Source organism: Pseudomonas sp. Soil_N_39 (assembly GCF_057655955.1).
Genome location: NZ_JBDGLI010000011.1, coordinates 19676 through 31871 on the forward strand (window position 1 = coordinate 19676; position 12196 = coordinate 31871).

The window sequence follows — 12196 nt, forward strand, 5'->3', positions numbered from 1 at the left end:
AAGGAGTTAATTGTCGTGGCTAAAGAAAAATTTGATCGTTCCCTACCGCACGTCAACGTTGGCACCATTGGTCACGTTGACCACGGTAAAACCACTCTGACTGCTGCTCTGACTCGCGTCTGCTCCGAAGTTTTCGGTTCGGCCGTTGTTGCTTTCGACAAAATCGACAGCGCTCCGGAAGAAAAGGCTCGTGGTATTACCATCAACACCGCGCACGTTGAGTACAACTCTTCGATTCGTCACTACGCTCACGTTGACTGCCCAGGTCACGCTGACTACGTGAAGAACATGATCACTGGTGCTGCCCAGATGGACGGCGCTATCCTGGTTTGCTCGGCCGCTGATGGTCCGATGCCACAAACCCGTGAGCACATCCTGCTGTCCCGTCAGGTAGGCGTTCCGTACATCGTTGTCTTCCTGAACAAGGCTGACATGGTTGACGACGCTGAGCTGCTGGAACTGGTTGAGATGGAAGTGCGCGATCTGCTGAGCACTTACGACTTCCCAGGTGATGACACTCCAATCATCATCGGTTCGGCTCTGATGGCTCTGAACGGCCAAGACGACAACGAAATGGGTACCACCGCTGTCAAGCGTCTGGTAGAAACTCTGGACAGCTACATCCCAGAACCAGTTCGTGTTATCGACAAGCCGTTCCTGATGCCAATCGAAGACGTGTTCTCGATCTCCGGTCGCGGTACTGTTGTGACTGGTCGTATCGAGCGCGGTATCGTCAAGGTTCAGGATCCACTGGAAATCGTAGGTCTGCGTGACACCACCGTCACCACCTGCACCGGTGTTGAAATGTTCCGTAAACTGCTCGACGAAGGTCGTGCTGGCGAGAACTGCGGCGTTCTGCTGCGCGGTACCAAGCGTGACGACGTTGAGCGTGGCCAGGTTCTGGTCAAGCCAGGTTCGGTCAAGCCGCACACCAAGTTCGAAGCTGAAGTGTACGTTCTGAGCAAAGAAGAAGGCGGTCGTCACACTCCGTTCTTCAAAGGCTACCGTCCACAGTTCTACTTCCGGACCACTGACGTGACCGGTAACTGCGAACTGCCGGAAGGCGTTGAAATGGTAATGCCAGGCGACAACATCAAAATGGTTGTCACCCTGATCAAGACCATCGCAATGGAAGACGGTCTGCGCTTCGCTATCCGTGAAGGCGGTCGTACCGTCGGCGCTGGCGTCGTAGCCAAAATCATCGAGTAAGCTCTTTTTGAGTCAGCTTCGATGAGCTGAAAAAGCCCCCGCCCAGCGGGGGCTTTTTTATTGGGTTGACACCTATATGGGGCGTCTATAGAATTGCGCCTCCTTTTAACGGGCGTATTGCGCTCGGTGGGAATAGCAGCCGGAGTCTGAAATCCAATGCAAAATCAGCAAATCCGTATCAGGTTGAAGGCTTTCGACCATCGCCTGATCGACCAATCCACCCAGGAAATCGTGGAAACCGCGAAACGTACTGGTGCTCAAGTGCGTGGTCCAATTCCACTGCCTACCCGTAAAGAGCGGTTCACCGTTCTGGTCTCCCCGCACGTCAACAAAGACGCGCGTGACCAGTACGAGATCCGTACTCATAAGCGCGTTCTGGACATCGTCCAGCCAACGGATAAAACCGTTGATGCACTTATGAAGCTCGATCTTGCGGCCGGTGTGGAAGTGCAGATCAGCCTCGGCTAAGACTCGGTCTTAGTCGTGTAACGCTCTGAAATGGGCGGCCATAGCGGGTGAAAGCCCCGTACACTCATGAGGTTTACAACATGACTATTGGTGTAGTCGGTCGTAAATGCGGTATGACCCGTATTTTCACCGAAGAAGGTGTCTCCATTCCGGTCACGGTCATTGAGATCGAGCCGAATCGCGTCACCCAGTTCAAAACTGAAGAGACCGATGGCTATCGTGCAGTGCAAGTCACTGTCGGCGAGCGTCGTGCTTCGCGTGTAACAGCAGCTCAGGCTGGCCACTTCGCCAAGGCGAACGTTGCCGCTGGTCGTACCGTAATGGAATTCCGCCTTGAAGAAGGCGAGTACCAGGCCGGCGATCTGATCAACGCTGAAATCTTCGCCGCTGGCCAACTGGTTGATGTAACCGGTCAGTCCAAGGGTAAAGGCTTCCAGGGTACGATCAAGCGTTGGAACTTCCGCGGGCAAGATAACACCCACGGTAACTCCGTATCCCACCGCGTTCCAGGCTCTATCGGCCAGTGCCAGACTCCTGGTCGTGTATTCAAGGGCAAAAAAATGTCCGGTCATATGGGCGCTGAGCGCGTGACCGTGCAGTCCCTCGAAGTAGTGCGCGTGGACGCTGAACGCAATCTGTTGTTGGTCAAGGGCGCTGTTCCTGGCGCTACTGGCGGCAACTTGGTTGTACGTCCAGCAGCCAAGGCTCGCGGTTAAGGGGAAGCTGACATGCAATTAAATGTAAATGACGCTCAAGCGATCGAAGTTTCCGAACTGACATTTGGCGGCGAATTCAACGAGACGCTGGTTCACCAAGCAGTCGTGGCCTACATGGCCGGCGGCCGTCAAGGTAGCAAGCAGCAAAAGACCCGTTCCGACGTTTCCGGTGGCGGCAAGCGCCCATGGCGTCAGAAAGGTACTGGCCGTGCTCGTGCCGGTACTATCCGTAGCCCAATCTGGCGTGGCGGCGGTACCACTTTCGCAGCTCGTCCTCAGGATCACTCCCAGAAGCTGAACAAGAAGATGTACCGCGCAGCAATGCGTTCCATCCTTGCTGAGCTGGTGCGTACTGATCGTCTGGTCGTGGTTCAGGACTTCGCTGTTGAAGCACCGAAAACCAAAGATCTGCTGAACAAGCTGAACGGCATGGGCCTGACTGACGTCCTGATCGTGTCTGACGCTGTTGATCAGAACCTGTACCTGGCTGCTCGCAACCTGCCACACGTCGACGTTCGTGACGTGCAGGGTTCCGATCCGGTCAGTCTGATCGCATACGACAAGGTGTTGATCACCGTGTCGGCCGTGAAGAAATTCGAGGAGCTGCTGGGATGAACCAGGAACGCGTATTTAAAGTTCTGCTTGGCCCGCACGTTTCCGAGAAGGCTACGGTTCTGGCAGACAAGAAAGGCCAGTTCGTTTTCAAGGTTGCTACTGACGCAACCAAGCTGGAAATCAAGAAGGCCGTCGAAAGCCTGTTCAGCGTGAAAGTAGAGCGCGTGACTACCCTGAACGTTCTGGGTAAAAGCAAGCGCACTGCTCGCGGTCTGGGCAAGCGTAATGACTGGAAGAAGGCAGTTATCTCCCTTCAGCCAGGCCAAGATCTCGATTTCAGCAGCAGTGCTGAGTAAGGAAGGGGTGCATCATGGCAATCGTTAAATGCAAACCGACTTCCCCTGGCCGCCGTTTTGTGGTCAAGGTGGTCAACCAGGAGCTGCATAAAGGCGCTCCTCACGCACCGCTGCTCGAGAAAAAATCGAAGTCTGGTGGTCGTAACAACAATGGCCGTATTACCACTCGTCACATCGGTGGTGGTCATAAGCAGCATTATCGTCTGGTCGACTTCCGTCGCAACGACAAGGATGGCATCGCTGCCACCGTCGAGCGTATCGAATACGATCCAAACCGTACTGCTCACATCGCTCTGCTGCTGTACGCAGATGGCGAGCGTCGCTACATCATCGCGCCTAAGGGCGTGAGTGCTGGCGACCAGCTGATCGCAGGTGCCCTGGCACCGATCAAGCCGGGCAACGCTCTGCAACTGCGTAACATTCCAGTTGGTAGCACCGTACACGGCATCGAATTGAAGCCAGGTAAAGGCGCACAGATCGCTCGTTCCGCTGGTGCTTCGGCTCAGCTGATCGCTCGTGAAGGTGTCTACGTGACCCTGCGTCTGCGTTCTGGTGAGATGCGTAAAGTACTGGCTGAATGCCGTGCGACCCTGGGCGAAGTCTCGAACTCCGAGCACAGCCTGCGTTCGTTGGGTAAAGCTGGTGCCAAGCGCTGGCGTGGCGTTCGCCCAACCGTTCGTGGTGTTGCCATGAACCCGGTTGACCACCCACATGGTGGTGGTGAAGGTCGTACCTCTGGTGGTCGTCATCCGGTATCGCCATGGGGCTTCCCGACTAAGGGCGCGAAGACTCGTGGTAATAAGCGTACCGACAAAATGATCGTCCGTCGTCGCAAGTAAATAGAGGGATACGACAGTGCCACGTTCTCTGAAAAAAGGTCCTTTTATTGATCTTCACCTACTGAAGAAGATCGAAGTGGCGGCGGAAAAGAACGATCGCAAACCAGTTAAGACCTGGTCGCGTCGTTCGATGATCCTGCCACAAATGGTCGGTCTGACCATCGCAGTACACAACGGTCGTCAACACGTCCCAGTTCTCGTGAACGAAGACATGGTCGGCCACAAACTGGGCGAGTTCGCCGGTACCCGCACTTATCGCGGGCACGTGGCAGACAAGAAAGCCAAGCGTTAAGGGGTTAGGAAATGGAAGTAGCCGCTAAGTTGTCGGGCGCTCGAATCTCCGCCCAGAAAGCCCGCTTGGTCGCCGACCAGATCCGCGGGAAGAAGGTGGGCGAAGCGCTCAACCTGTTGGCTTTCAGCAGTAAGAAAGCCGCCGAGATCATGAAGAAAGTGCTGGAGTCGGCCGTAGCCAACGCCGAGCATAACGAAGGCGCAGACGTTGATGACCTGAAGGTCAGCACCGTTTTCGTCAACGAAGGGCGTTCGCTGAAGCGCATCATGCCACGTGCCAAAGGCCGTGCTGATCGCATCGTCAAGCGGTCTTGCCATATCACTGTCAAGGTTGCTGACAAGTAACGGAGTCGAAGAGATGGGTCAGAAAGTACATCCCATTGGCATTCGCCTGGGAATCGTCAAGGAGCACACCTCCGTCTGGTACGCAGACGGTCGGACTTATGCGGACTACTTGTTCGCTGATCTGAAGGTGCGTGAGTATCTCCAAGACAAACTAAAAAGCGCGTCCGTAAGCCGTATCGATATCCATCGTCCGGCGCAGACTGCACGTATCACCATCCACACCGCTCGTCCAGGTATCGTTATCGGGAAGAAAGGTGAAGATGTTGAGAAACTGCGTCAGGACCTGACCAAGCAAATGGGTGTGCCTGTGCACATCAATATCGAAGAGATCCGCAAGCCGGAGCTCGACGGTATGCTGGTTGCGCAGAGCGTAGCTCAGCAGCTGGAGCGTCGCGTAATGTTCCGTCGCGCTATGAAGCGCGCTGTACAGAACGCCATGCGCATTGGTGCCAAAGGCATCAAAATCCAAGTGAGCGGTCGTCTCGGCGGTGCTGAAATCGCACGTACTGAATGGTATCGCGAAGGTCGTGTGCCACTGCACACCCTGCGTGCCGACATCGACTATGCCAACTACGAAGCTCACACCACTTACGGTGTGATCGGTGTAAAGGTTTGGATCTTCAAAGGCGAAGTAATTGGTGGTCGCCAAGAAGAACTGAAACCACAAGCACCAGCGCCTCGTAAAAAAGCTGCTAAGTAAGGGGTACGCCAAATGTTGCAACCAAAGCGTACGAAGTTCCGCAAGCAGATGACCGGCCACAACCGTGGCCTGGCATTGCGCGGTAGCAAAGTCAGCTTCGGCGAGTTCGCGCTGAAGTCTGTTGCTCGTGGTCGTCTCACCGCTCGTCAGATCGAGTCAGCGCGTCGTGCTCTGACCCGTCACGTAAAACGTGGCGGCAAGATCTGGATCCGTGTATTCCCGGACAAGCCTGTCACCAAGAAGCCACTCGAAGTTCGGATGGGTAAAGGTAAGGGTAACGTGGAGTACTGGGTTGCCCAGATTCAGCCAGGCAAAGTCCTGTATGAAATCGAGGGTGTTTCTGAAGAGCTGGCGCGTGAGGCTTTCGCCCTGGCTGCTGCAAAGCTGCCGCTCGCCACCTCCTTTGTTAAACGGACGGTGATGTGATGAAAGCGAATGAACTTCGTGAAAAATCAGCACAGCAGCTGAACGAGCAACTGCTCGGCCTGCTGCGCGACCAGTTCAATCTGCGTATGCAGAAAGCAACTGGCCAGTTGGGGCAGTCTCATCTGCTCTCGCAAGTTAAGCGTGACATCGCTCGCGTGAAAACTGTGCTCAACCAGCAGGCAGGTAAGTAATCATGGCTGAAGCCGAAAAAACTGTCCGTACGCTGACTGGCCGTGTTGTCAGCGACAAGATGGACAAAACCATCACCGTTCTGATCGAGCGTCGCGTTAAGCACCCGATCTACGGTAAATACGTTAAGCGTTCGACTAAGCTGCACGCGCACGACGAAACCAATCAGTGCCACATCGGCGACAAAGTCACTATTCGTGAAACTCGTCCGATGGCCAAGACCAAGTCTTGGGCGCTGGTTGATGTTCTCGAACGCGCTGTGGAAGTCTAAGGGCTAGGGGTCGGAGAAATTATATGATTCAGACTCAATCCATGCTCGATGTGGCCGATAACAGCGGCGCTCGCCGTGTTATGTGCATCAAGGTGCTGGGTGGCTCCCATCGTCGTTACGCTGGTATCGGTGACATCATCAAAGTTACCGTCAAGGAAGCAATTCCTCGCGGTAAGGTGAAAAAAGGCCAAGTGATGACTGCTGTTGTAGTCCGCACCCGCCATGGCGTTCGTCGTGCTGACGGCTCCATCATCCGCTTTGATGGCAACGCTGCTGTTCTGTTGAACAACAAGCAAGAGCCGATCGGCACCCGTATCTTTGGGCCAGTGACCCGTGAACTTCGTACTGAGAAGTTCATGAAGATCGTCTCGCTCGCCCCAGAAGTGCTGTAAGGAGATCCGACATGCAAAAGATTCGTCGTGACGACGAGATCATCGTGATCGCCGGCAAAGACAAAGGTAAGCGCGGTAAGGTGCTGAAGGTTCTTGCTGACAACCGTCTGGTTGTTGGTGGTCTGAACCTGGTCAAGCGTCATACCAAGCCTAACCCGATGTCGGGCGTACAGGGCGGTATCGTCGAGAAAGAAGCGCCACTGCACGCTTCCAACGTCGCCATCTTCAACGGCGAAACCAACAAGGCTGACCGCGTTGGTTTCAAAGTAGAAGACGGTAAGAAAATTCGTGTCTTCAAGTCGACCCAAAAAGCGGTTGATGCTTGAACACTGCTAGGTAGAAGACCATGGCACGACTAAAAGAGATTTACCGGAAGGAAATCGCACCGAAACTTAAGGAAGAACTTAAGCTTTCGAACGTGATGGAAGTTCCGCGCGTTACCAAAATCACCCTGAACATGGGTCTGGGCGAAGCGATCGGTGACAAAAAAGTCATCGAGCACGCTGTTGCTGACCTGGAAAAGATCACCGGTCAGAAAGTCGTCGTGACTTACGCTCGGAAATCCATCGCTGGCTTTAAAGTCCGTGAAGGTTGGCCGATCGGCGTCAAAGTGACCCTGCGCCGTGAGCGTATGTACGAGTTCCTGGATCGTCTGCTGTCGATCTCCCTGCCTCGGGTTCGCGACTTCCGCGGCCTGAATGCCAAGTCCTTCGATGGTCGTGGCAACTACAGCATGGGCGTTAAAGAGCAGATCATTTTCCCGGAAATCGATTACGACAAGATCGACGCTCTCCGCGGTCTGGACATTACCCTGACCACCACTGCTCGGACGGATGACGAAGGTCGCGCACTGCTGCGCGCTTTCAAATTCCCGTTCCGCAACTGATTGGAGTAGGAAAATGGCCAAGAAGAGCATGAAGAACCGTGAGCTGAAGCGTCAGCTCACCGTTGCCAAGTACGCCACCAAGCGTGCAGCGCTGAAAGCTATCATCGTTGATCTGAACGCAAGTCCAGAAGCGCGTTGGGAAGCTACCGTAGCCCTGCAGAAGCAGCCACGTGACGCAAGCGCCTCGCGCATGCGTAACCGCTGCCGCCTGACTGGTCGTCCGCACGGCGTGTACCGCAAGTTCGGCCTTGGCCGTAACATGCTGCGTCAAGCTGCAATGCGTGGTGACGTTCCAGGTCTGGTTAAAGCCAGCTGGTAAGCACTGTCAAAGTCGCGACGTGCGGGATTGCAAGATCCTGACCGTCGGTGACCTTGAACTTGAATCAAGCCCCTATTGGGGCTTGATTCATTTGTGGGGTGTGTCTAGAATACCCGGCTCGCCTGAGCCCGTGTTTTTGTTGCACGGATGCGCTCGGCGACACGTACTAGCCGAAAGGCTAATTTTTTGTGTATTAGGAGCGTCTAGCCCATGAGTATGCAGGACCCGTTAGCGGACATGCTAACTCGTATCCGTAATGCCCAGATGGCTGAAAAGTCCGTCGTAAGCATGCCATCTTCTACGTTGAAGGTAGCTGTTGCCAAAGTCCTGAAGGACGAAGGTTACATTGCGGGTTATCAGATCAGCAGCGAAATCAAGCCTCTGCTGTCCATCGAGCTGAAGTACTTCGAAGGCCGTCCGGTCATCGAGGAAGTGAAGCGCGTTAGCCGTCCAGGCCTGCGTCAGTACAAGTCCGTCGATGATCTGCCAAAAGTTCGTGGCGGTCTCGGTGTGTCTATCGTCTCCACCAACAAAGGTGTGATGACGGATCGTGCTGCGCGCGCTGCCGGTGTCGGCGGCGAAGTTCTTTGCACTGTGTTCTAAGGGGGGATAAGCATGTCACGCGTCGCTAAGAACCCCGTTAAGCTGCCAGCCGGTGTCGAAGTCAAATTCGCAGGCCAACAGCTTTCGGTGAAGGGTGCCAAGGGCACTCTGCAACTGAACATCCATTCGTCCGTTGAGATCGTTGAAGAAGCTGGTGAGCTGCGTTTCGCTGCTCGCAATGGCGATCAACAGACTCGCGCAATGGCTGGTACCACTCGTGCGTTGGTAAACAACATGGTCCAAGGCGTAAGCCAAGGCTTCGAGCGCAAGCTCCAGCTGGTCGGTGTTGGTTATAAAGCGCAAGCAAAAGGCACAGTGCTGAACCTGGCTCTTGGCTTCTCGCACCCAGTGGATTATGAACTGCCGGAAGGCATCACCGCTGAGACTCCTAGCCAGACCGATATCCTGATCAAGGGCATCGACAAGCAGCTGGTAGGTCAAGTGGCCGCCGAGATCCGCGACTTCCGTCCACCAGAGCCGTACAAAGGCAAAGGTGTGCGCTACGCGGACGAAGTCGTCCGTCGTAAAGAAGCCAAGAAGAAGTAGGGCATAGCAAATGACCGACAAAAAAGTTACTCGACTGCGTCGCGCTCGCAAAGCACGCCTGAAAATGCACGAACTCGAAGTCGTGCGTCTCTGCGTGTTCCGCTCGTCGCAGCACATCTACGCCCAGGTCATTTCGGCCGACGGCAACAAAGTCCTGGCAAGTGCCTCGACTTTGGATAAAGAACTGCGTGATGGCGCCACTGGCAACATCGACGCGGCCACTAAGGTTGGCCAGCTGGTCGCTACGCGTGCTAAAGCCGCTGGCGTCTCGCAGGTGGCTTTCGACCGCTCTGGCTTCAAGTACCACGGCCGCGTCAAGGCGCTGGCTGATGCTGCTCGTGAAGCTGGGCTGGAGTTCTAAGTTATGTCAAATAACGACCAAAAGCGCGACGAAGGCTACATCGAGAAGCTGGTTCAAGTTAACCGCGTAGCCAAAACCGTTAAAGGCGGCCGTATCTTCACTTTCACTGCGTTGACCGTAGTGGGTGATGGTAAAGGCCGTGTTGGCTTCGGCCGTGGCAAGTCGCGTGAAGTGCCTGCTGCGATCCAGAAGGCAATGGAAGCTGCTCGCCGCAACATGATCCAGGTTGATCTGAACGGCACCACTCTGCAGTACGCAATGAAGTCCGCCCATGGCGCTTCGAAGGTGTACATGCAGCCTGCTTCTGAAGGTACCGGTATCATCGCTGGCGGCGCTATGCGTGCTGTCCTCGAAGTTGCTGGCGTTCAGAACGTTCTGGCCAAGTGCTATGGCTCGACTAACCCAGTAAACGTGGTTCACGCCACTTTCAAGGGTTTGAAAGCAATGCAGTCTCCTGAATCCATTGCCGCCAAGCGTGGCAAAAGCGTCAAGGAGATCTTCTGATCATGGCTACCGTAAAAGTTACGCTGATCAAAAGCATGACCGGCCGCATCCCTAACCACAAACTGTGCGTTAAGGGTCTGGGTCTGCGTCGCATCGGTCACACTGTAGAAGTCCTGGATACTCCCGAAAATCGCGGGATGATCAACAAGGCTTACTACATGCTGCGTGTCGAGGGTTAATCGATGAAACTCAATGATCTGAGTCCAGCGCCGGGTTCCCGTCGCGAAAAGCATCGTCCGGGCCGTGGTATCGGTAGTGGTTTGGGCAAGACCGGTGGCCGTGGCCACAAAGGTCAGACCTCCCGCTCCGGTGGCACCATTGCTCCAGGCTTTGAAGGCGGTCAACAGCCGCTGCATCGTCGCCTGCCGAAGTTCGGTTTCGTTTCCCTGAAAGCCATGGACCGCGCAGAAGTGCGTCTGTCCGAGCTGGCCAAAGTGGACGGCGACATCGTCACCGTGCAGTCCCTGAAGGATGCCAACGTGATCAACCAGAACGTTCAGCGTGTGAAAATCATGCTGTCGGGCGAAGTTGCTCGTGCTGTCACCATCGGAAAGGGAATCGGCGCCACCAAAGGTGCGCGTGCGGCTATCGAAGCAGCTGGCGGCAAGTTCGAGGAATAAATGGCTAAGCAAGGTGCTCTCTCTGCGCTCGGCAAAGGCGGTATGTCTGAACTCTGGGCTCGTCTGCGTTTTCTGTTCCTGGCGATTATCGTCTACCGAATAGGCGCACACATCCCGGTTCCAGGTATCAACCCGGACCGACTCGCGGACCTGTTTCGACAGAATGAGGGGACCATTCTTAGCTTGTTCAACATGTTTTCCGGCGGCGCGCTGGAGCGGATGAGCATCTTTGCACTGGGGATCATGCCGTACATTTCGGCATCGATCATCATGCAATTGATGTCCGCTGTCAGCCCGCAGCTGGAGCAGTTGAAGAAGGAAGGTGAAGCTGGCCGTCGCAAGATCAGCCAGTACACCCGCTACCTCACTGTCGTCCTCGCTCTTGTTCAAGCTGTTGGCATGTCCATCGGCTTGGCGGGGCAGGGCGTAGCGTTCACTGGTGACTTTGGCTTCCATTTCGTCGCGGTAACCACTTTTGTGGCGGGTGCGATGTTCATGATGTGGCTGGGTGAGCAGATTACTGAGCGTGGTGTTGGCAACGGTATCTCGATGTTGATCTTCGCAGGTATCGTCGCCGGTCTTCCGAGAGCGATCGGGCAGTCTTTCGAGTCTGCGCGTCAGGGTGATATCAACATCTTTGCCCTGGTTGCCATCGGTTTGCTGGCAGTAGCGATTATCGGTTTCGTGGTGTTCATTGAGCGTGGCCAGCGTCGTATTGCTGTTCACTACGCCAAGCGTCAGCAGGGCCGCAAGGTATTTGCTGCGCAGACCAGCCACTTGCCGTTGAAAGTGAACATGGCCGGCGTTATCCCGGCTATTTTCGCGAGCAGCATCTTGCTGTTTCCGGCTTCGTTGGGTGCCTGGTTCGGCCAGTCTGAAGGTATGGGCTGGTTGCAGGACATCTCGCAGTCGATCGCTCCTGGTCAGCCGTTGAATATTCTGCTGTTTAGTGCAGGGATTATTTTCTTCTGCTTCTTCTATACGGCGTTGATGTTCAATCCGAAAGACGTAGCGGAAAACCTGAAGAAGTCCGGTGCCTTTATTCCGGGCATCCGTCCAGGTGAGCAGTCGGCGCGCTACATTGATGGCGTTCTGACTCGTTTGACCTTGTTCGGTGCTCTTTACATGACGGCCGTCTGCTTGCTTCCCCAGTTCCTGGTGGTTGCGGCAAACGTACCGTTCTACCTTGGCGGGACCTCGTTGCTGATCGTGGTCGTGGTTGTGATGGACTTCATGTCCCAAGTACAATCGCACCTCGTTTCGCACCAGTACGAATCCCTGATGAAGAAAGCCAACCTGAAGGGCTACGGCAGCGGCATGTTGCGCTGAGTAGCGTCCATAAGGTTCGAGGAGTTGGTGATGAAAGTTCGTGCATCGGTGAAAAAGCTGTGCCGTAACTGCAAGATTATTCGCCGCGAAGGTGTTGTTCGGGTAATTTGCAGCGCGGAACCGCGTCACAAACAGCGCCAAGGCTGAGTGTGATTGTGCTTTAAGCCCGGCAGCTAGTGCGCTGCCGGGTTGATTATTTGTTATTACAGCGATATTATCTCGCGCCCTATTTCTTGGCTTCCGGGGCGTAGGTAGCTGTCAATTGGAGTCC

General features: G+C 55.0%; 24 protein-coding genes. All 24 read left to right on the forward strand.

Annotated features, from left to right (window positions below; translation table 11 throughout):
• Positions 1-15 precede the first annotated feature (15 nt).
• The gene (gene tuf, locus AC3A5O_RS17155; RefSeq protein WP_003186071.1) at positions 16-1209 is read left to right on the forward strand and encodes an elongation factor Tu; all 1194 of its coding nucleotides are present in this window, start codon (positions 16-18) and stop codon (positions 1207-1209) included.
• 156 nt (positions 1210-1365) lie between these two features.
• Positions 1366-1677, forward strand: a complete 312-nt coding sequence (rpsJ, locus tag AC3A5O_RS17160) for a 30S ribosomal protein S10 (protein ID WP_003186070.1) — start codon at positions 1366-1368, stop codon at positions 1675-1677.
• Positions 1678-1757: 80 nt separating this feature from the next.
• On the forward strand, positions 1758-2393 hold the full coding sequence (rplC, locus tag AC3A5O_RS17165) for a 50S ribosomal protein L3 (protein ID WP_003186059.1): 636 nt from the start codon (positions 1758-1760) through the stop codon (positions 2391-2393).
• A gap of 12 nt (positions 2394-2405) precedes the next feature.
• Positions 2406-3008 carry a 50S ribosomal protein L4 gene (gene rplD / locus AC3A5O_RS17170; protein WP_003186057.1) on the forward strand — a complete coding sequence of 201 codons (603 nt, stop codon included), beginning with the start codon at positions 2406-2408 and terminating at the stop codon, positions 3006-3008.
• Entirely contained in the window at positions 3005-3304 is a 300-nt protein-coding gene (rplW, locus tag AC3A5O_RS17175) for a 50S ribosomal protein L23 (RefSeq protein ID WP_002555488.1), read from the forward strand. The genes rplD and rplW overlap by 4 nt, the downstream gene beginning before the upstream one ends.
• Before the next feature lie 14 nt (positions 3305-3318).
• Positions 3319-4143, forward strand: coding sequence for a 50S ribosomal protein L2 (gene rplB / locus AC3A5O_RS17180; protein ID WP_003186055.1), 825 nt, complete (start codon positions 3319-3321; stop codon positions 4141-4143).
• Between the two features lie 16 nt (positions 4144-4159).
• Positions 4160-4435 (forward strand): 30S ribosomal protein S19, encoded by a 276-nt coding sequence (gene rpsS / locus AC3A5O_RS17185; protein WP_002555486.1) that lies wholly within the window; start codon positions 4160-4162, stop codon positions 4433-4435.
• Between the two features lie 11 nt (positions 4436-4446).
• Positions 4447-4779, forward strand: a complete 333-nt coding sequence (gene rplV / locus AC3A5O_RS17190) for a 50S ribosomal protein L22 (protein ID WP_003103908.1) — start codon at positions 4447-4449, stop codon at positions 4777-4779.
• 13 nt (positions 4780-4792) lie between these two features.
• Positions 4793-5479, forward strand: coding sequence for a 30S ribosomal protein S3 (rpsC, locus tag AC3A5O_RS17195; protein ID WP_003176422.1), 687 nt, complete (start codon positions 4793-4795; stop codon positions 5477-5479).
• Positions 5480-5491: 12 nt separating this feature from the next.
• The gene (gene rplP, locus AC3A5O_RS17200; RefSeq protein ID WP_003186052.1) at positions 5492-5905 is read left to right on the forward strand and encodes a 50S ribosomal protein L16; all 414 of its coding nucleotides are present in this window, start codon (positions 5492-5494) and stop codon (positions 5903-5905) included.
• Positions 5905-6096, forward strand: a complete 192-nt coding sequence (gene rpmC, locus AC3A5O_RS17205; RefSeq protein WP_002555481.1) for a 50S ribosomal protein L29 — start codon at positions 5905-5907, stop codon at positions 6094-6096. The genes rplP and rpmC overlap by 1 nt, the downstream gene beginning before the upstream one ends.
• A gap of 2 nt (positions 6097-6098) precedes the next feature.
• Positions 6099-6365: a 30S ribosomal protein S17 gene (rpsQ, locus tag AC3A5O_RS17210; RefSeq protein WP_003194644.1), complete on the forward strand. Its 267-nt coding sequence runs from the start codon at positions 6099-6101 to the stop codon at positions 6363-6365.
• A 23-nt stretch (positions 6366-6388) separates the two neighbouring features.
• Positions 6389-6757 carry a 50S ribosomal protein L14 gene (gene rplN / locus AC3A5O_RS17215; protein ID WP_002555479.1) on the forward strand — a complete coding sequence of 123 codons (369 nt, stop codon included), beginning with the start codon at positions 6389-6391 and terminating at the stop codon, positions 6755-6757.
• 11 nt (positions 6758-6768) lie between these two features.
• Positions 6769-7083: a 50S ribosomal protein L24 gene (gene rplX, locus AC3A5O_RS17220; RefSeq protein ID WP_003186046.1), complete on the forward strand. Its 315-nt coding sequence runs from the start codon at positions 6769-6771 to the stop codon at positions 7081-7083.
• 20 nt (positions 7084-7103) lie between these two features.
• Positions 7104-7643 carry a 50S ribosomal protein L5 gene (gene rplE, locus AC3A5O_RS17225; protein WP_003186044.1) on the forward strand — a complete coding sequence of 180 codons (540 nt, stop codon included), beginning with the start codon at positions 7104-7106 and terminating at the stop codon, positions 7641-7643.
• A gap of 13 nt (positions 7644-7656) precedes the next feature.
• Positions 7657-7962: a 30S ribosomal protein S14 gene (gene rpsN / locus AC3A5O_RS17230; protein WP_003186042.1), complete on the forward strand. Its 306-nt coding sequence runs from the start codon at positions 7657-7659 to the stop codon at positions 7960-7962.
• A 210-nt stretch (positions 7963-8172) separates the two neighbouring features.
• On the forward strand, positions 8173-8565 hold the full coding sequence (rpsH, locus tag AC3A5O_RS17235) for a 30S ribosomal protein S8 (protein ID WP_003186040.1): 393 nt from the start codon (positions 8173-8175) through the stop codon (positions 8563-8565).
• Between the two features lie 12 nt (positions 8566-8577).
• Positions 8578-9111, forward strand: coding sequence for a 50S ribosomal protein L6 (gene rplF, locus AC3A5O_RS17240; RefSeq protein WP_003186039.1), 534 nt, complete (start codon positions 8578-8580; stop codon positions 9109-9111).
• Positions 9112-9121: 10 nt separating this feature from the next.
• Positions 9122-9472, forward strand: a complete 351-nt coding sequence (gene rplR / locus AC3A5O_RS17245) for a 50S ribosomal protein L18 (RefSeq protein WP_003186037.1) — start codon at positions 9122-9124, stop codon at positions 9470-9472.
• A gap of 3 nt (positions 9473-9475) precedes the next feature.
• Positions 9476-9976 (forward strand): 30S ribosomal protein S5, encoded by a 501-nt coding sequence (gene rpsE / locus AC3A5O_RS17250; protein WP_003186035.1) that lies wholly within the window; start codon positions 9476-9478, stop codon positions 9974-9976.
• Positions 9977-9978: 2 nt separating this feature from the next.
• Positions 9979-10155 carry a 50S ribosomal protein L30 gene (gene rpmD, locus AC3A5O_RS17255; RefSeq protein ID WP_003186033.1) on the forward strand — a complete coding sequence of 59 codons (177 nt, stop codon included), beginning with the start codon at positions 9979-9981 and terminating at the stop codon, positions 10153-10155.
• Positions 10156-10158: 3 nt separating this feature from the next.
• Positions 10159-10596 carry a 50S ribosomal protein L15 gene (rplO, locus tag AC3A5O_RS17260; RefSeq protein ID WP_003186032.1) on the forward strand — a complete coding sequence of 146 codons (438 nt, stop codon included), beginning with the start codon at positions 10159-10161 and terminating at the stop codon, positions 10594-10596.
• Positions 10597-11925, forward strand: coding sequence for a preprotein translocase subunit SecY (gene secY / locus AC3A5O_RS17265; protein WP_018612224.1), 1329 nt, complete (start codon positions 10597-10599; stop codon positions 11923-11925).
• A 30-nt stretch (positions 11926-11955) separates the two neighbouring features.
• Entirely contained in the window at positions 11956-12072 is a 117-nt protein-coding gene (rpmJ, locus tag AC3A5O_RS17270; protein ID WP_002555468.1) for a 50S ribosomal protein L36, read from the forward strand.
• Positions 12073-12196 lie beyond the last annotated feature (124 nt).